Here is a 17,295-nt window from a genome sequence, read left to right on the forward strand (position 1 = left end):
GTTTGAAAATACTAAGTATTTAGATGAATTTCTTCCACTTATAAAAAAATTGGATTCGAGGATAGATAAGGTACTAATTTCAGATTGGAGAGAGTCACCTTATATTATTAGTGCACATCCTTACAAAGTGAGTAATGATCAATCTGGTTATGTTGTCATGTTTGAAAGTACGAGTTCTATTAAACAATTGGTGGATAATCTAAACATGCATTTCGGGATAGCTGGTGGGACAAGTGTTATCCTCTTATTTATCGTTTATACTGCCCTTTCTAGACTTCTCACGAGACCTTTAATCCGTATGAAAGAAGCTACAGAAAACTTAAGCAAAGGGGATTTCGCCGTGAGTCTTCCGTACATCGGTAAAGATGAGCTTGGGGATTTATCAGGTTCAATTCAGAAATTAGCCAATGACTTAGAAAGGTTGAAGACGGAGCGCAATGAATTTCTAGCTTCAGTTGCCCATGAATTAAATACGCCTTTGACATACTTAATTGGATATTCAAATGTAGCCATGAGAAAAGAAATTAGTGGAGAAGAACGAGAACAGTATCTTGCAATAATTGTAGAAGAGTCAGAAAGAATGAAAGAACTGGTTAAAAATTTATTAGACTTAGCAAAAATGGATGAGAATACTTTCACTGTGTCCAAGGAAAATTTTGGGGCACAAACGTTTTTTGAAAACATCATCAAATTAGTTGGACCTTCTTTTGAAATGAAGAATATTAAGCTTAGTTTTGTGTGTGAAGACAATTTTCAAATCCATGCGGATTCCTTACGATTAGAGCAAATTGTATTGAACTTACTAGATAATGCATGGAAGAAGTATTCTAAAGAAAATACAGAAGTTACACTGGTAGTTCATAAAAAAGAGACGAAAACAATCATCTCTGTAATTGATTTTGGAATAGGGATTCCCACCGATGAAATTGAGTTCATATTTGAGAAGCTTTATCGTGTTGAAAAGTCACGTTCTCGTTCATTAGGTGGATCGGGAATTGGACTTGCTGTTGTGAAAGAGTTAGTGGAAGCGCATGGGGGTAGCATTGAAGTAAAAAGTACTTTTGGAAAAGGAAGTACATTTACCATAATAATTTAGTATTACTAGGAAGTTACTCAAGGCGTAATTGAATAGGAGGTTCCTGAGCATAGATGCGGACGATTTTATTAGTTGATGATGAGCAAAGAATGTTAAATCTAATTGAATTATTTCTCCAACCGCTTGGATTCAAATGTATGAAAGAAACAAGTGGCGAGAAAGCGATAGAGAAACTGAAAAATGAAAAAATTAATCTTGTCCTATTAGATGTCATGATGCCGGAGACGAATGGATGGGAAGTATGTGAAAAGATACGTGAGTTTTCTAATGTACCTATTATTATGCTTACGGCAAGATCAGATAAGTTAGATTTAGTAAAAGGATTAAACACTGGAGCCGATGATTATATAACAAAACCTTTTGACGAAAATGAATTGGTCGCAAGAGTTAATGCGATTTTACGTCGTTTAGATGAAGATAAATCAGAGGAAGAAACTTATTTACGAGGGTTTGAAGTTAGAAAAAGAAACGTTTTCATTGCAATACGAGGATTCGATCGTACAACTCACCTTAAAAGAGTTTTATATTATCGAAGCATTAATTTCTCGCCCTAAAAAGACGTATACACGCGAAGAGTTATTGGATGCTGCATGGGAATTTGACACATATACAGATACAAGAACAGTGGATTCACATATTCGAAATTTAAGAGAAAAGTTAAAAACGAATGGTTTTCCTACTAATGAGTTTCTTAAGACAGTATGGGGAAATAAAAAGGACTGCAAAAATGCAATCCTTTTTATTTTTAACGCATTAATCAACAATAGTTTATATAACAAGCTGAATAATATTTAACAGGGCCAATAACTTATTTAGATAGCCATAAACGTTTCTAATCTATTAACCACACTCTCATTTGTTTGTTGGGACACGTGAGTATATATGTTCATCGTTGTCCTTAAATCAGAATGGCCGAGACGATCTTGAACTTCTTTCATGTCACAGCCTGCCTCATAGAGAAGTGAGCTGTGTGTGTGTCTAAACCCATGTGTTGTGATATGAGGAAGTTTATATTTTGTTAAAATGTTTTCGAGCCATTTACGGGTAATAGTAGGTTGTAAAAATTCATTGTAACGATTATTGAAAACAAGTTGGTTTTGTTGCAATGTATCGTACCCTAAGACGAGATAATTTTGACTTTGTTGCCTTTTCCATTCATTCAAAATCCCCATAGTGGTTGAATCCATTTTTAAATTTAGTTTAACTCCTGTCTTTGTAGATTTAATACACAGTTTATTTTCTTTACCTTTGGAAAGAGCCTTATTAATATGAATTTCATTTTTACTGAAATTTATATCATTCCAATTAAGGGCAAGTGCTTCCCCTTTACGGATACCACTGTATGCGAGCAAACGAAAAAGAGCGTAGGCTTTAAAGTTAGATTCTTGTTCCATGCACTGTAAAAATTTATTTAACTGTTCTTTAGTGTAAAAATTTTCAACTTTATCTTCATCATATTGAAATTTTTTTGTACGATTCGATATCTCTACTAATGCAAATGGATTTGTTTGAATATAGCCACATTTAATAGCAAAATCAAGAACTTTTGAAGCGTAAGATTTCACAATTCGAAACTTTTTTAACTTATCTGCCCATTCGTTCATATGTCTTTGACATATTAAATGATTCATCATATTAATTTTATAATCACCCATTGCAGGTAATATATGATTACGGAAAAGACCAGTTGTTTTAACAAATGTACTTTCTTCTACTGTTTTTTCGTATTGTGCGATCCATAAATCATATACTTCTTGGTATGTTTCAGCATGTTGCTTACGATATGTTCCATTATAAACTTCAAGTTTTATTCGAGCTAACATTAATTCTGCTTCTTTTTTTGATTTGAAGTCACGACGAGTTGTTGATTTTGGTTTTCCAGTTAAAGGATCAACTCCGAGGTAGACTTTAAACATATAATACTTTCTATTTTTTTTTATATAAGCTTTAATTGAAGTTGTTTTAGCTTTATTCATAATGTTCTCCTTATGTTTTCAGTCTTCAACCACTAACTTTCTTCGAATGTTGTTCTCTTAACAGCTATGTTCGTTTAAAAAATTATCAATCACTTTTTTTGATACACGTTTTATACCGTCGATTTCACTGACCTTTAATCCCATTACCCGAAATTTAATGAAGCTATTGTAAGAAACGCCAGCGTACTTTGCTCCTTCTTTTAAACTCATCCATTCAGATGTTTTGGGTTGATATTCTTTTATAACTTGATCCAGTGTTGTAATAATTAAATTTTTCAACTCTACTTCAAGAGTGGTAGAGTTGAAATTGTTTAGGGGTTGTTCCAAATATATCTCTCCTTTAAATGAATTGTTTGTTATTTTGAAGTTTGTTTGGACGTAAGATAAGTGAAAATGTCGTACTTATACAGACACTTTCATGAAGTATAAATAAGAGGTTTTAGAAGATAGGGTAATGTTGAATTGAATGGCAGGGGTTGTTATTGAATGAGAATGATTTTTTAGTTTTTACAGCTAATACTTTTCGAAGATTAATTCTTACATTGCAACTCTAATACCTATTTGAGTGTGATCAATTTATTCTTCAGGATAAATCAAATAAAGAAATATAAATTGGAATGGAATTAACTGGTTCGATTTAGGAAGGATAGTTTAATTGTTTAGTGGATTTTTTGAGGAATGAAATTTTTGAAACCTTCAACACTTTTAATATATTAGAAACGAGAAATTATTTCAATAGATTATCGGTTCAACCTTTTATATAACATTATTTAAAGATGTTTGATTGTTGTATAACAAATGTGTTCGAATAGTGCCATCTTTACGTATACTACGAACTTTATTATTATGTCGAATTCAGTGAAAAGATTCATTACACAAAAGAATAAAAAGCGGGTAAATAATTTTATTTAGTAGCATATGGGAATAAGGAAGAAGAGGGCGTGTGAGGAGAGTTGGTGAAGCAGGGAACGGTATTTTTTATGGTGACATAGAAGAAGACAAGGTACAAGGTAAAGGCCGAAATGAAAAGACTGGTTAAAGTCTTATTAACTTAACTCTTGATCCATTGGATAAAGTCAGAGTAAGTACTAATGGAATGGGGAATAAGAATGAACTACTTTTGATCTCAAGCATGGAATAACAAGCTTTAAAGAGAGCTTCGACAGGCAAAGACATCTAAGCCATTGTCTCTCTTAGCTTTCGTTTCAAGAAGGTAAGAGAACGGATAATCATAATATAAACGTTTTAACAGTTGTGGCGAATGAAAAGTACGAATCTTTTGTGTCCCGTTTACAGCAAGAATATATAGAAGATGGGGTGGATGCTCCACCATCTCCTAAAATACCAGAATCAAGTAAGGTAAAACGTAAAGACGCTATCTATAAATCAGAGGAGTTTGCTGAATTCTGGAGGAAAATTTTTTAGGATTGCCAAACATTGAATATGACTGGATTAGCGATACATATTGTTATGTCGTGAAATTTAAAGCGTCACTCTCGAACTTTGCTGATTGGACATTTGATATAGATAACAATGAATTAAATTTCTTGGATGCTACTGAAATAAATATAAGGAAAATAAAATGGCTATTGATAGACACTTTGCCCAGCAGTGGTAAGGTGTCTTTTTGTGTCAACATGCCGAACCATGCACTACTCCTGTTCTATCAGTTATATTTCAATCTACAAAATCTATAATAAAAGGTTAATACAAGTAAGGATTCTATTAAGAAACCTATTAAAATAGGATGGGTCTAATCAATTGATTAGACAGATTGAACAGGAGGAAAAATAAATATGAAAAAGAATGAAAATGATAGAGCGGTGAGTAATAATTTTGGGTCTACTCTTCGGTACTATCGTGAGAAAAAAGGCATGAGCCTACAAGAGCTTTTTGAGCGTACCGGAGTATCGAATAGTTACATCTCACGACTTGAGCGTGGAGATAGAAAAGCACCATCCATTCCAATCTCCTCTAAAATCGCAGATGCACTCGGAATTCCACTTTCACTGTTATTAGACATTTCAATTTCTGAAACTAAGACCAATGAAGCTCCATTAGTAGCAGAGCTAATTTTGTATAACGATTGCAAAATAGACTCAGAGCACCTAATGAGTAAAGACGAGAAGGAATCCTTTATTCAAATCATTGAATTTGTTCTTGAAATGAGACGGGATCAAGATGATAAAATTAAGCAGTTATTTGACCTGTCGGAGCTGATTGATGATTTTAAAGAGGTAAGTAAATAGACTTGGGAATTTGGGGGACTTGTTTCGAGTTCTCCTATTTTTAACAGGAAGGAATTGAGAAGAAATGAGTTTTAAAGGGAGCGAAAAAGAATATTTACTGAGTTTGTTTTTATCTAAAAACAAGGAAATTCTTGAGAAAGAGCTTAACCTTACTTTAGAAAATATTCAGTTAGAAAAACATTATCCAGGCATGAAAATTGATATGTACGCATGTGATTATAATTTAGGCACAGAGGTATTTGTTGAAAGTTTATTGCTTAAGAGTAATAAGGCACATCAAAACAAGGTCTTAAAACTGATTAATATGATGGATAAAGGTATTATTGTCTATTTAGCACTTGATTTTCAACCAAAACACTTAGAGGAACTGAATCAGGTTAGACAATCGTCTGGTAAAGCAATAAGTATTTACTTTTTAAAATTGAATTCAAATATTCTTGATAATCTTCAAAAGCTAAACCAAATGCACAAGCTGAAGATCTATGAGAATCTAAACTTGTTAAATACATTGAATCCTATTCAATACTTAGTAAAGGAGAGTATTGTTGAGCCGATTGTGGCTAAAAGGTTGGTAAGAGAAAATAAAAGTTATGATTTAAATTCAAGAAAAGGAGCTAACGAATATCTTTTAGATGCTCTAAGAAATCGTATTTCATACTTTCTCCCTCTCCATCGTGAAAAGGCTAATTTAGGAAACATTCGTATTATCAGTTTTGGAGCAGGTCGCAGTGATTGTAATTATTTCATCTCTTTGTGTGACAGAAGAAATTTGGCTTTTGTAGAATTGAGGTTTAGCGATAATAATAGCAAAATATACAATTCCATTAAAGAAAAAGAAATAAATGTCCAAGAGAGATTTGATGGAGCAGTTAATTTTAAGGATAATTGTATCTCAGTAAAGTTTAAGACCTTAAAAAATGTTGAGGACACAGTTGTTAAATTGGTAGATATATTCGAGAAAATGATTGTTGCTTTCTCAAATTACACTTATTATTTCTATGAGGATAATAAACAGATGTGGCATTACCATGCACAAGGGATATGAAAAAAATAAATTATAAGGCATTGGGAAATCCAATGCCTTTTTAGTTGTCCTTATACGTTTAATGAATTCTTTGCCAAATTCTCTGTTCTTAAATTTTGTTCGGTCTTTTGGTTCATACTCAATCTTGAATAAGAACTTGTCATTCTAAACATTCCATTCTTTGAACGATTGCAAGTTCTTGTGCAATTTTTAGCTTGTGATTTTGACATCTTGTTTATATTTTTTGATGCTCATAACAAAAAATTTCACCTTGGAATTTTTTGTTGGATAAACAATATGAGATCACTTTTTCGGAAACAGTTTTTTGAGATACTACGCACTTATTCTCGCTACTTGTTTTATCATTGTTGTTCTTTTTTGTTTGGATGCTATAAATGTGTTGTTTTCTAATTGATTCGTCTATAATATTGAACATAGAGAGAGAATTGAATATTGATTCAATATCATCTTTCCTTAAAAAGGGCTTTTTGGACTGTAATTTAAGTACAGCAACCTTTCTATTAATGAACTCAGTCAATTCCACATCATAAATGACTAATTGATTAGTATGTATCTTCCTCAATTCTTCTTCAATTTTAAAAGTACATCTCTTTGTAAAGGAAACCATTGAGATAAAGTATGGGTGATATTTCACGTCAATATGATTTTTAAGTGCTTGAATATGACCGTAATTCTGCATTAATGGTTCATCATTTTAAACTTACCATTAATCGACCAAGTTTTTCTATCTTTGCCTCCATAAATAGTTCCCTGATAATTCTTTGTCTCGATTACAAATAATCCATAAGGAGTAATAATAACATGGTCAATTTGGGAGTATCCCGTTGATGACTTTGGATTTCTAATTAGTAAATCACTTAGATACTTATTATACTCTATAGGCATTTGGGATAGTTGAATGTCGATTTTATACTCTCCGAGCTCGCCTTTTCTGACTGCAATCCGTTCATTTATTATCTTTGTTTTATCGATGTCTGTCTTTTTTACAATGCCTGGAGTTTGTTTCATATCATTATTAGAGTTGTTGTTCTTTTTCTTGAATAAAAAATTTAGAAACATAATTTGCCTCATTCCTACAGGAAATAAACTTTATATTTATATCGACATACATTGAGCCAACTTGAATGAGCTTATGAGAATACAATGTAAGTCAGATTAAGAATGAATTTGAGACAATATCACATTTAGTTGAAGATAGTGAGGATGTAGGGGATTCAGTGGTTGGACTTATAAGCTGGTTTGATTGTAGACCATTGAATAGTGTAGAAGAAAAAAATCTGGACATATGTGGTTGAGCTGTCTTTGAGTCTAGATTTTGTACTTATCTTACAATGAAGAAAATACATCTAAAAAATTTTAACGAAGAACTACAAATTGCAAATGCAACGTATAATATAACTCGACAATTTATGATTGGAAATAGAAATTAATATAATGGAATTTCGAAAAGATGTCACGTTTAAAAGAGGTGAAACGAATATTATGGAAACTCCAAGAAGAAAAAGAAGAATCAAGTTAGCTACTGTTGAAATAAGTCCACAAAGTGAAGAAGCAAACAGAGCGTTAAAAGAAGCGCTTGAACAAGTTGTTGAGTATACTTCAAGAAAACGATGGTTTATATCTCAATATAAAATGGAACAATTAAACGCACTTGAAAAGGTAGCATTAAAATCCATCTCACGACTAAAATAGGATACAATATATGAAATTTGGAGGATTTATTAAATTCTCTTGCTTCTTTGTTTTAATGTCCTTGTATTAAATTTTTGTTGCTTGTTTTAATTCAACTTGTCTTTAAAAGTGGAATAAATTGTATTGAAAGGATATAATAATAAAGAGTAATATCCTATAAAGCACCTTTTCTACACAAGTACTTTGTAAACACATCTTGATTTGGTCGTTGAGGTGTTAATACATTTAATCAATTTGATTACATTTTTTACGAGAGCCATCCTCTTACTTCGACGTGGAGAGGAGCCCATCTTACTTATTAGTAGGGTGGGTTATTTTTTGTTTAATTTTACTTCAAAAATGGTGTTAGTAGTTAACCAAAACTACCGGTAAATCAGTGTTTTTATTATTGGTGTTTCCGATGCTGTTATGAGTTTAAATTAATCGTTCTATAATATGATTAAAGTAAACTCAAAACGAAGACTTATGTAAAATGCTGATAAACATCAGCATTTTTTTCTTTTAAAACAAGTTATTTATGGTGTTTTTCATTTCTTCAATCGTCTGTACCTGGTGATTGACTGTGTCAGAATCTTTATTATTAATGATAGATCCATTCTGTTGTAACAATTGTAGAATCTTTTCTACAATTGTTTCTTCAGCGATGAAAGAAGTATCGTGATTCACATCTTCCCGAATAAGGCTACGTATATATTCACTTAAATTACAAGTTTCTTTTTTGTTTTGAATAAATTCCCACAAGTCATTATCATGTGGAAGGAAGCTGATAGTGATTTTGTTACGTTCAATCATGTAGTGTATTTTACCTTAATAATCTCTAAGAAACTTTTCACGTTTGCGAATTGTGGGTTAATCACTAATGTAGCGTGAGGAAAACTACGCTTGATTTCATTCTGCAACAGTAAAGAACCTCCACCTGTAAAATAAATCTTGTCTTGATTAAATGTATAGCTGTGTTGTTTTGCGTAGTTTAAAATTTGCTCAAGGTGATTTTCTTTTGTTTTCTCGATTAATATTCTACTATTTTCATCAATTTTACCCATATGAGTGAAGAAGCCCTTTTGGATAATCCGTTCTAAATCATTGGCCGATACATTTTGATTATATTTTTGTAAAAGTTCTTGTTCGAGCTTGGCTTTTAACGCATTCATTCCAAGATGGGATACTGTCATGCTGTTGAAGTCAGGTTGAATACCGTTGAATGTGCAGTAGGTTGTATTTAGCCCTCCAATGTCCACGACTGCCGAGGTGTATTTTAAATGTTCCTCAGTATTTGCATAAACCGTCCCCATACCCTCAAAACAAATCGTTACATCATTTAAGCTAAAAACATGCGAGTTTTCATTAATGCGAAAGTATATAGTCTTATTTTCGTTTTCAATGAATTCCTTAAAAGAATCCTTCAGTGTTCTGGTTTTGTATACGTTGATAGGTACATTAACCGCAACGTGCAAATGAACATTATGAAAATATGCATTCGTTTTTTTCATAAGCTCGACAATTGTTGTGTAAATCGCCATTTTATGAATCAATGTTTCTTTGCTCAGATTGAAATCACTTTGGTTTTCAGAAACCATATCTCCTAACAAATATTGTTTTCCCTCAAATTCAGCTTTGAATGAATTTGGCTGAATTTCCACCCCCATATCACTTACTTCTTGCATTTTTGTCCGGAACATCATTATATGGGTTTTTCCTTTATACTTCATGATAGCTTTCGTAGCATATTTACCAGAGTCTACTGCAATAAAAACATGTTCTTTCAAATTAAATCACTCCTTTCAAAATTTATTTTCTCTTCTTTGTATTCTATACAGATTAGCAATTGGATATAAGAAAATTTCATAATAACTGGTCGTAGTCTGTTCAAGCTTTTATTAATTTTTCATAAATTGAGAAGAAAATGCCTTCCTGAAAGTTGATTAATACAAAAGGTATCACTTGTATCAGTGCCTTTTTTTTAGTGTTCGACAAAGGTAGAACCAAAAATCTATTTCAAGAAGTAGAAAGATAGATTAGAATGTGAATATCAACTAGAAAGGAGGCTTTTAATGTATAAAAATATTCCAATAGAAATGAAAACTAAGAAACAATGGGTTTGCTATAAAGCAAAGCCAAGAGGTGGTGACAAGATAACGAAAATCCCTGTTAACCCAACTACCGGGAAACCGATTGATTCAAACAAGGATGAGAACTGGCTTGATTTTGAGGAAGCCATTCAATATATAGATACTAACTTGGTATCAGGTATTGGTTTTGTCTTTACAATCGAAGACGACTTTGTAGGAATTGATATAGATGCATGTATCAATGAAGATGGGAAGTTTAACAAAGTGGCAGAGGAAATACTAAGTTATTTCGAGGGAAGAGGCTATGCAGAATTTTCACCAAGCGGTAAAGGAATTCACATTATTACTAAAGGTACAAAGGAATCTGCCCGATCAAAAAACAGTGAATATAACTTGGAGATTTATCAAGACAAAAGGTACTTTACGGTAACAGGAAACATGATTAAGGGGTATGAAAAAATCGAATATTCTACTGAAGTAATTAACCATATTTGCACTAAATTTTTTGAGAAGGAGGAGAATCAGAAACAAATGAACTTATTAATAGAAGAGAAGGGGTATGAGAGTCAAGATTTATTAGAGATCATGTTTTCACATAAAAACGGAGACCGACTAAGACAATTATATCAAGGAAGCTGGCAAAACTATTATACATCGCAAAGCGAAGCAGATTTAGCCTTTTGTAACGCATTAGCATTTTACACACAAAAAGATGCTAATAAAATGGATTCCCTATTCAGAATGTCATCACTTTATCGTAAAAAATGGGACGTGATTCATTATACAGATGGTCGTACCTATGGAAACCAAGTAATTGCTGATGCAATTAGCAGTACGAATATCATATTTCAATCTTCAAAGAGGATTAATCAAAAAGGTAGTAAATATAAGGTGAATGTAGAAAGTAAATCAAAACTAACTGATTTGCCTGAATGGTATATAAAAGGAACACATTCGTTGAATTTTATGCCGGGGATATTAGCAAAACATCTTCAAAAAAATGAAAATCTAATTTATTCAAGTGAACGGTTTTTTCAATACCATAATGGTGTTTATCAGGACTTAACGATTCAAAAAATGAAAAAAAGAATACAGGAACATTTACTGGAAGAGCATAGTAAAGCCCATCACATTCAAGACACACTTGAACAATTAAAAAACCGAGTGGTAATAGAGGAAGATCTATTCGATTCACCTGTCTTGAAAAATAAAGTAAATTTTAAAAATGGAATATATAACCTTCAGAGTAAGAAGCTCGAAACACATTCTCCAGAAATAGTAACCACAATTCAAGTGAATGCAAATTACGATGAGTCAGCCACTTGCCCACACTTTTTTCAATTCATAAGCGACTCTCTTTCCCCAAAAGATATCCTTATTGCACAAGAGTTGATTGGTTATCTCTTAGTTCCTGAAACAATTGCAGAAAAGGCATTTATTCTTTATGGGCCAGGACGTTCAGGCAAATCAACTTTTTTGAAATTAATTGAATATATTTTGGGAAAGAAGCATATTAGCAACGTGCCATTACAAGATTTATCCCAGAAATTCAGGACAGGATTATTATTCGGAAAACTTGCTAATATATATGCTGATTTACCAAATAAGGCTCTGCAAGACACTGGTATCTTCAAGACACTGGTTAGTGGTGATACAATCGTTGCAGAGGAAAAGTTTCAAGCACCGTTTTCTTTTAGAAACAAATCAAGACTTCTGTTTTCTTGTAATGAGCTTCCTGCCAATTACGTGGATAGAACAGATGGATTTTTTAGACGTCTAATTATATTGCCTTTTTTAAAACAAGTTGATGAAACAAAAATAGATACTAAATTGCTTAATAAGTTAGAAGATGAAGTGGATGGAATTATTCAGTGGGCAATAATAGGGTTAGAACGGTTAATGAACAATAATTTTCAGTTCAGTAAAAGTGAAACTACAGAAGGGCTACTGTTCGAATACAAAAAGCAAAGCAATAATGTAATCTGGTATGTTTCTGAATACTGCGAGCTTGAAGTAGATGCAACGGAATATAGTCAAAACCTTTACCAACATTACAAAAAAACATGTCAGGAAAATAATATGCAATCAATATCTCAAGCGAAATTCAATAAGTCTCTAGTTATGGAATATGGTCGTAGTGTCATAAAAAATGAAGATAGTAGTAAAAGAATTATTTTTAAAGGAATTAGGATTAATAAAAAGTTATGAAGTCATTATTTAGAGAAGAGGACAACTACAAGGGGAGGGGACAGGCAAAAGAGAGACTCTTTTCAACTAATAAAAAAATTTAAAAAGTAAAAGAATATCTAAATTTTATAGAAGATGCAAAAGAACCCCGCAAGTGCCTGTATATCCCTCCCCTTGTAGATGTATAGTTTATCATCCAATGTTAAAATTCAAAAATTGAAGTAGTAAGAAACAAAAAAAAATTTCGAAGGAGGAAAATTATTATGTTATCAAGCGGTTCAATTATTTGTGAGGAAAGTCCAAGTGAGGTATTAGAGCTAAGTGCCATAAAGTCAATTCTAAATGCGTATTCTGGTAGCGAAATATTCGATATTGCTTGGGAGGCTTCTATAAATCCTTGGGTTGAAAATACGTATGCCATGTTAAATTTGCATTCGGGTAAATTAGTAGGACACGAAGAATTTACTATGAAATTAAATACATCATATTTAATATTACGCAAAATCAGGCTACAGTCTTTAAACCCTGGGGATATATTAAATGAAAAAGAGTTGATGGAATTTCATAGATTCGGAAAACCTCTTCAAGTTTATTGCGAAAACAGTAATCTTAACTTAAAACAACGTGTAATAGAATATGAAAGTAACATCTGGGCGCAATGTAGTTGGTATTGGGAAGCAATTATTACAGAAAGTCTTGATAACTTCTATGATAATAGTATGAATCAGGCAGTTGGAGATTGACAATAAAAAGATCCAAACTCTGGTTAGACATAAATCAAACAATTGGATTGTGCAATCTGCAGTGAGAACCACAGTTCGTGTTTAACGAAATAGAACATTCTTATTTGGAGTTTTATTTTATCAAGAGCACATATTAAAAAACCAAAATAGAAAAAGATTATTTATCAAAAAAATATTGTTAGGAGGAAAAAGAATGACAAATTGGTGTAGAGGTATTATTGAAATTAAAGGCAAGGGCGAAGACATTAAAAGATTTCTCATTAATAAATTAGGGGGAGATGCGAAAGAAATTATTGATAAAGGGAACAAGTTAATTCTACATGCTGATAGAGTTCTATGGATTGAAGGGACTGAAAGAAACTGTATTGAAGGACTATTAGAATTTGAATATAATTCTCAGGATAATGAAAGTTACTTTAAAGACGATGGCTTTCACGCCGCACGTTATATTGACTCAAAACCCTATGTGATATTTTCAAAAGATTTCAACTTAGATTTTTATATAAGTGGTGTCGAAGTTTATGGTTGTTTTGAACAAGAAATCATAATTAAACGAGGAATAATAGTGAAAGAGATTGCCAAAAAATTTGAGTTTGAAAGATAACAAAGAATCGAGGGCAATTATTGTTGATAAGTAGAATGACTATCTTTGACAGTATGTCGGAAAACGATGTAGGAAATAACAGAGTATTGAATATGTTAGATACAATTTGTTATGCAAGTGTATTAGATATAAGCCTTGAAGATTTGTTAAAGGTAAAGAATATTGATGATAAAGAAATTTTTAAACACTTTTATGTTGAGCGATGGAAAAGAGAAGATAGGGGTGCTATACATTGAGAGACCCTAAAGATTTAGCTGTTTCAAAACGTATTAGAGTTCTTGTTCAAAAAAGCTATCAACTTTCGTTAAAGTTTCCATCTAACGAAACTTTTGAATTGGGAGGACAGCTTAGACGAGCTTCCAGCTCCATTTTGCTTAATTTATAAGAAGACGTATATTAAACATCTCGACTCGACTATTTGTAGCGGAAATGAAGTAAGAGCTATTTTCGATCTAATTTTAGATCGAGAATATATTACCTCAGAACAGTATAGGGAGTTAAAAGAAGAGATGAAATAGATTCAATATATTCTTACCGCCATCATGAATGGACTGAAAAAAGATAATTTCAGGCTATTAGAAAATCGTAAGAAAATCAATTAAAAAAGTTATGTAGAGACTTTTTCCGCTTTTAATTGAATTAGTAATGAGCAACAATTAGACTTTCGTTCAATTGGAATTTTCCAACTCTATTCATAACTGATAATTATGTATACAAGTTATTTTGAGAGTTGTAATTTTGGAAATCAGTAGCTATAATATGGTTATTGTATTCAAATATCTATAATATTAAGCATCAATTTCAATAGGCAGAGGATCTTGTTAAAAAAAAACAAGGACCTTTGCCTATTGTCGTTGATGCTTTTAATTTTGCCTAAAAGCCAAGGATATCAGATACGATAAACACATTTTCTATAGAATTTCTGCAAATGGGAGTTTGTTATCTTGTGACAATCGATAAGGAAAATTAATTCATCTTGAGATTCGCTACAATTATACAAGGAAATATCCATTTGTTTATTTAGTCGATTATCAGGGGGGTATTGCTTAGAAATAAAAATATCTATGCTTGTGTTTTTGGTAGAAGGGAAGATAATCATGGAAGGATATTACTCATTCTTAAGATTTATCGAAAATAACGTAAGAGAATAGAGCAAAAAGTGGTCGATAGCAGGAGCATTTAATGTTTTATGAATGAAAAATTAGAATAAGGATTTTACGCTTTGATATTATTACTTATACAAAAAAATTCATAGAGTGCTTGAGTTACAATGCATCTTAAGTTAAGATGATGACAATTAAAGAATTACCATTATTAAATTTCAGGATCGACAATCTTTCGGTCTCTCCTGTACTTTATAAAAGGTTATTACAAAAGGAAAGTTAACTTTAATCCAAAATAAGAATAGATTAGCTTTTTAAGTAATTCTCAAAATGTTGTACTTTGCGTGGGGAGATGTGCCAAGTAAAGTTAAAGCAAAAGCCCACTTTAATGAAACAAGAGTGATATTCGATTTATTAAAGGAATATGAATTACTGGATAAAACATATGTTTTAAAATATAAGGAATATGAACAAGTTCTAACCCAAAAAGGATACCTCGACATCCAAGTAGAAATTCACCAGTGACTTACACTTATGTATACCATAGAAAATGGATGTATTTTCTTTATCAGACTTAACAAATATATAATGAAGAAACAAGGGGGTTCTAAAATAATGGGAATAAAATTATGGGCTAAAATAAAATTACCTTATATTTTGAGATTAGAAAATGAAGAGAAATATGAAATCGAATTACCGTCAGATGAAGAGTTTTCTCTTTTTAGAGTATCTTTTTTTCCTAATTCTGATAATCCGGATAATAGTAATTATTTATCAGAGTATCGAGAGAAATCTTGTAACTATATAGAGATTGAATCCATTGTTAAACGATTTAATTATTCAGACTATCCAGTTAGGAACAGTGTTATTTATAATTCGTATGAGGTTTCTGAAATAGATACTACAGAGATATTTAAATTAGTAAAAAACAAATTAAATATCTTTCTAATTGAATTAAGTAAGATAACAAAAATGTTTTGGATTACTGATATTTCCTTAAATCCCATTAGTGGTGTAATAGGTAATCGAACTGATTATACTTTTGTAGAACCAGATACAGCTATTAGTGATAATATAAGAAGTTACTATACAATAAATGACAATTATATGGAAGAAGTTAAGAGGAAAGAAGTAAAGCCTATAAATATGGATATTTTATCTGTTTTTAGAAATGAGAATTCTCTAATTTTGAAACCTATTTGGCATAACTATTTGAATAAAGCAACTAAAGCGATGTACTCATCAGAAAACGAAGAATTTATAATCTATTGTGCAATTAGTGCGGAATCTTTTATTAAACAACTTATTAAAGTTAATTCAAATCTTAAAGAAAAAGATATAGTGCTTGAAAAATTAACTGAAGTGGGAAAAAATCAGATGGTAAATACATACTTTAAGATTATTTTAAAGTATTTGTTTGGAGCTAATCTTATTGATAAAGAGGAAGTATTACATAAAAATTTGCTTGATATATTTACACTTAGAAACGAGATAATGCACAAAGGATATTTGGACAAATCTTCATTTGAAAAGGTTGGAATCAATGAATTGAATTTTGAGCAAGCAAATCTATATTTGTCAAGGTTACATAGGGCTATAGAAATATGTTTAAATTTATTTGCAAAAAATCCAATCAAATAAAAAATCCCTTGGTTATTTAATATTTACCAAAGGATTTTTTATATATGCAGATATTGATTTCACCTTTGTATTAAATTTGTAACTGGAGATTAATTGCTGTTACTTATTAAACAACTCTTCGATGAAAGTGAAGAGTTGTCTCCAATTAAGAAGCATAATAATACTGGCAATTAATGAGCAAATAATTGCTGATAACCAAGGATGCTTTCCAAACCATGACCTTTTTTCTGCTTTGCTATCCAAAGTGCTCTTTATATCTATACTTCCATTATCAACAGGTGCATTGTTCTCGATGATTTTTACACTCGCATTATCCCCAATAGCATTTTTATCTCCAATTTTAGTACCACGTTCTATTTTTACAGGCAAATTACTTCTCCCTTACAAAAGCGTTATCTCCAATTGCATTATCGTTTCCAATGCTTGTATTTTCTCCAATTGATATACTATTATCTATACCTCTAACAATATTTTGAATTTGAGGTACTTTCTCAGCTAATTCGCCAAAGGGAAGTTGAGCATTAATTGACTTAATCAAAGGTCTTAACTTTTCAAGCTTCTTTTTTAATAATAGACCGTTATGAAGTTTGGGAGAGTAATCTAAATAAATTTTGATATGGAATGGATGCGTTCTTGGGATTCCATGGAATGCTAATGGTTGTATAAATTCTCTATTGTGGAGAACTGTTCTTTGAGCTAATTCTTGAGGATAGCTCCAATATTCTTCGCACAATTGTTTTAGTTCTAAGTATAGCTGTTCCATACCTTCAAAACGGAATATTATAGTATTTTCAGAATTAACATCATCGAATAACGATTTGATTTTTTTATAAAAGTATTCTAACAATCGCATCCTTTATAAATAATTTTTAGATAGAATTATATACATA

At 31.5% G+C, this 17,295-nt stretch carries 19 protein-coding genes and 1 pseudogene; 13 read left to right on the top strand and 7 right to left on the bottom strand.

Features of this window, described 5'->3' with window-relative positions; all coding sequences use genetic code 11:
• Positions 1–49 precede the first annotated feature (49 nt).
• Complete coding sequence (locus FG382_RS16650) at positions 50–1,096, top strand: sensor histidine kinase (protein WP_244950542.1); 1,047 nt, start codon at positions 50–52, stop codon at positions 1,094–1,096.
• A 53-nt stretch (positions 1,097–1,149) separates the two neighbouring features.
• Positions 1,150–1,891, top strand: a pseudogene (locus FG382_RS16655) (response regulator transcription factor).
• A gap of 17 nt (positions 1,892–1,908) precedes the next feature.
• Here the strand turns inward: FG382_RS16655 and FG382_RS16660 are convergent.
• Complete coding sequence (locus FG382_RS16660) at positions 1,909–3,072, bottom strand: tyrosine-type recombinase/integrase (protein ID WP_142540019.1); 1,164 nt, start codon at positions 3,070–3,072, stop codon at positions 1,909–1,911.
• Positions 3,073–3,129: 57 nt separating this feature from the next.
• Positions 3,130–3,399 (bottom strand): DNA-binding protein, encoded by a 270-nt coding sequence (locus FG382_RS16665; protein ID WP_142540020.1) that lies wholly within the window; start codon positions 3,397–3,399, stop codon positions 3,130–3,132.
• 927 nt (positions 3,400–4,326) lie between these two features.
• Between FG382_RS16665 and FG382_RS23025 the strand changes: the two genes are divergently transcribed.
• The 3 genes from FG382_RS23025 to FG382_RS16680 all read left to right on the top strand — a co-directional run bounded on the left by FG382_RS23025 (position 4,327) and on the right by FG382_RS16680 (position 6,366).
• Positions 4,327–4,497 (top strand): hypothetical protein, encoded by a 171-nt coding sequence (locus FG382_RS23025; protein WP_244950545.1) that lies wholly within the window; start codon positions 4,327–4,329, stop codon positions 4,495–4,497.
• A 371-nt stretch (positions 4,498–4,868) separates the two neighbouring features.
• Complete coding sequence (locus tag FG382_RS16675; RefSeq protein ID WP_142540021.1) at positions 4,869–5,321, top strand: helix-turn-helix domain-containing protein; 453 nt, start codon at positions 4,869–4,871, stop codon at positions 5,319–5,321.
• 64 nt (positions 5,322–5,385) lie between these two features.
• Positions 5,386–6,366 (top strand): hypothetical protein, encoded by a 981-nt coding sequence (locus tag FG382_RS16680; protein ID WP_142540022.1) that lies wholly within the window; start codon positions 5,386–5,388, stop codon positions 6,364–6,366.
• 678 nt (positions 6,367–7,044) lie between these two features.
• Here FG382_RS16680 and FG382_RS23275 read toward each other — a convergent pair.
• Positions 7,045–7,425 carry a nuclease-related domain-containing protein gene (locus tag FG382_RS23275; RefSeq protein ID WP_229677431.1) on the bottom strand — a complete coding sequence of 127 codons (381 nt, stop codon included), beginning with the start codon at positions 7,423–7,425 and terminating at the stop codon, positions 7,045–7,047.
• Positions 7,426–7,779: 354 nt separating this feature from the next.
• Between FG382_RS23275 and FG382_RS16690 the strand changes: the two genes are divergently transcribed.
• Positions 7,780–8,058 carry a hypothetical protein gene (locus FG382_RS16690; protein WP_211356413.1) on the top strand — a complete coding sequence of 93 codons (279 nt, stop codon included), beginning with the start codon at positions 7,780–7,782 and terminating at the stop codon, positions 8,056–8,058.
• Between the two features lie 501 nt (positions 8,059–8,559).
• On the opposite strand, the gene FG382_RS16695 is transcribed toward FG382_RS16690, so the two are convergent.
• Together FG382_RS16695 and FG382_RS16700 are read right to left on the bottom strand one after the other, a co-directional pair.
• The gene (locus FG382_RS16695; protein WP_142540024.1) at positions 8,560–8,850 is read right to left on the bottom strand and encodes a hypothetical protein; all 291 of its coding nucleotides are present in this window, start codon (positions 8,848–8,850) and stop codon (positions 8,560–8,562) included.
• A complete protein-coding gene (locus tag FG382_RS16700; RefSeq protein WP_142540025.1) occupies positions 8,847–9,824 on the bottom strand; it encodes a ParM/StbA family protein in 978 nt (325 codons plus the stop codon). Before FG382_RS16700 ends, FG382_RS16695 begins: the two co-directional genes overlap by 4 nt.
• 285 nt (positions 9,825–10,109) lie before the next feature.
• On the opposite strand from FG382_RS16700, the gene FG382_RS16705 reads away from it, so the two are divergent.
• The 7 genes from FG382_RS16705 to FG382_RS16730 all read left to right on the top strand — a co-directional run bounded on the left by FG382_RS16705 (position 10,110) and on the right by FG382_RS16730 (position 16,405).
• Positions 10,110–12,335 carry a phage/plasmid primase, P4 family gene (locus tag FG382_RS16705; protein ID WP_142540026.1) on the top strand — a complete coding sequence of 742 codons (2,226 nt, stop codon included), beginning with the start codon at positions 10,110–10,112 and terminating at the stop codon, positions 12,333–12,335.
• Positions 12,336–12,577: 242 nt separating this feature from the next.
• Complete coding sequence (locus FG382_RS16710) at positions 12,578–13,057, top strand: hypothetical protein (protein WP_142540027.1); 480 nt, start codon at positions 12,578–12,580, stop codon at positions 13,055–13,057.
• A 193-nt stretch (positions 13,058–13,250) separates the two neighbouring features.
• Positions 13,251–13,661 (top strand): hypothetical protein, encoded by a 411-nt coding sequence (locus FG382_RS16715; RefSeq protein ID WP_142540028.1) that lies wholly within the window; start codon positions 13,251–13,253, stop codon positions 13,659–13,661.
• 53 nt (positions 13,662–13,714) lie between these two features.
• A complete protein-coding gene (locus FG382_RS22725; protein ID WP_211356414.1) occupies positions 13,715–13,897 on the top strand; it encodes a hypothetical protein in 183 nt (60 codons plus the stop codon).
• Positions 13,894–14,046: a four helix bundle protein gene (locus FG382_RS23550; RefSeq protein ID WP_142540029.1), complete on the top strand. Its 153-nt coding sequence runs from the start codon at positions 13,894–13,896 to the stop codon at positions 14,044–14,046. Before FG382_RS22725 ends, FG382_RS23550 begins: the two co-directional genes overlap by 4 nt.
• Positions 14,047–15,094: 1,048 nt before the next feature.
• Positions 15,095–15,289, top strand: coding sequence for a hypothetical protein (locus FG382_RS22730; protein ID WP_211356415.1), 195 nt, complete (start codon positions 15,095–15,097; stop codon positions 15,287–15,289).
• A 63-nt stretch (positions 15,290–15,352) separates the two neighbouring features.
• The gene (locus FG382_RS16730) at positions 15,353–16,405 is read left to right on the top strand and encodes a hypothetical protein (protein ID WP_211356416.1); all 1,053 of its coding nucleotides are present in this window, start codon (positions 15,353–15,355) and stop codon (positions 16,403–16,405) included.
• A 99-nt stretch (positions 16,406–16,504) separates the two neighbouring features.
• Here the strand turns inward: FG382_RS16730 and FG382_RS16735 are convergent, their stop codons facing one another.
• Both FG382_RS16735 and FG382_RS16740 read right to left on the bottom strand, forming a co-directional pair.
• Positions 16,505–16,774: a hypothetical protein gene (locus tag FG382_RS16735; RefSeq protein ID WP_142540032.1), complete on the bottom strand. Its 270-nt coding sequence runs from the start codon at positions 16,772–16,774 to the stop codon at positions 16,505–16,507.
• 1 nt (position 16,775) lies between these two features.
• Entirely contained in the window at positions 16,776–17,258 is a 483-nt protein-coding gene (locus FG382_RS16740; protein WP_211356417.1) for a hypothetical protein, read from the bottom strand.
• Positions 17,259–17,295: the final 37 nt, after the last annotated feature.

It is taken from the genome of Psychrobacillus lasiicapitis, assembly GCF_006861795.1.
Taxonomy (GTDB): Bacteria; Bacillota; Bacilli; order Bacillales_A; family Planococcaceae; genus Psychrobacillus; species Psychrobacillus lasiicapitis.

Coding starts and splice junctions, on each gene's coding strand:
- FG382_RS16660 (WP_142540019.1), bottom strand. CDS start 3,072: ATGAATAAAGCTAAAACAACTTCAATTAAAGCTTATATAAAAAAAAAT.
- FG382_RS16675 (WP_142540021.1), top strand. CDS start 4,869: ATGAAAAAGAATGAAAATGATAGAGCGGTGAGTAATAATTTTGGGTCT.
- FG382_RS16680 (WP_142540022.1), top strand. CDS start 5,386: ATGAGTTTTAAAGGGAGCGAAAAAGAATATTTACTGAGTTTGTTTTTA.
- FG382_RS23275 (WP_229677431.1), bottom strand. CDS start 7,425: ATGTTTCTAAATTTTTTATTCAAGAAAAAGAACAACAACTCTAATAAT.
- FG382_RS16695 (WP_142540024.1), bottom strand. CDS start 8,850: ATGATTGAACGTAACAAAATCACTATCAGCTTCCTTCCACATGATAAT.
- FG382_RS16705 (WP_142540026.1), top strand. CDS start 10,110: ATGTATAAAAATATTCCAATAGAAATGAAAACTAAGAAACAATGGGTT.
- FG382_RS16710 (WP_142540027.1), top strand. CDS start 12,578: ATGTTATCAAGCGGTTCAATTATTTGTGAGGAAAGTCCAAGTGAGGTA.
- FG382_RS16715 (WP_142540028.1), top strand. CDS start 13,251: ATGACAAATTGGTGTAGAGGTATTATTGAAATTAAAGGCAAGGGCGAA.
- FG382_RS22725 (WP_211356414.1), top strand. CDS start 13,715: ATGTCGGAAAACGATGTAGGAAATAACAGAGTATTGAATATGTTAGAT.
- FG382_RS22730 (WP_211356415.1), top strand. CDS start 15,095: ATGTTGTACTTTGCGTGGGGAGATGTGCCAAGTAAAGTTAAAGCAAAA.
- FG382_RS16730 (WP_211356416.1), top strand. CDS start 15,353: ATGAAGAAACAAGGGGGTTCTAAAATAATGGGAATAAAATTATGGGCT.
- FG382_RS16740 (WP_211356417.1), bottom strand. CDS start 17,258: ATGCGATTGTTAGAATACTTTTATAAAAAAATCAAATCGTTATTCGAT.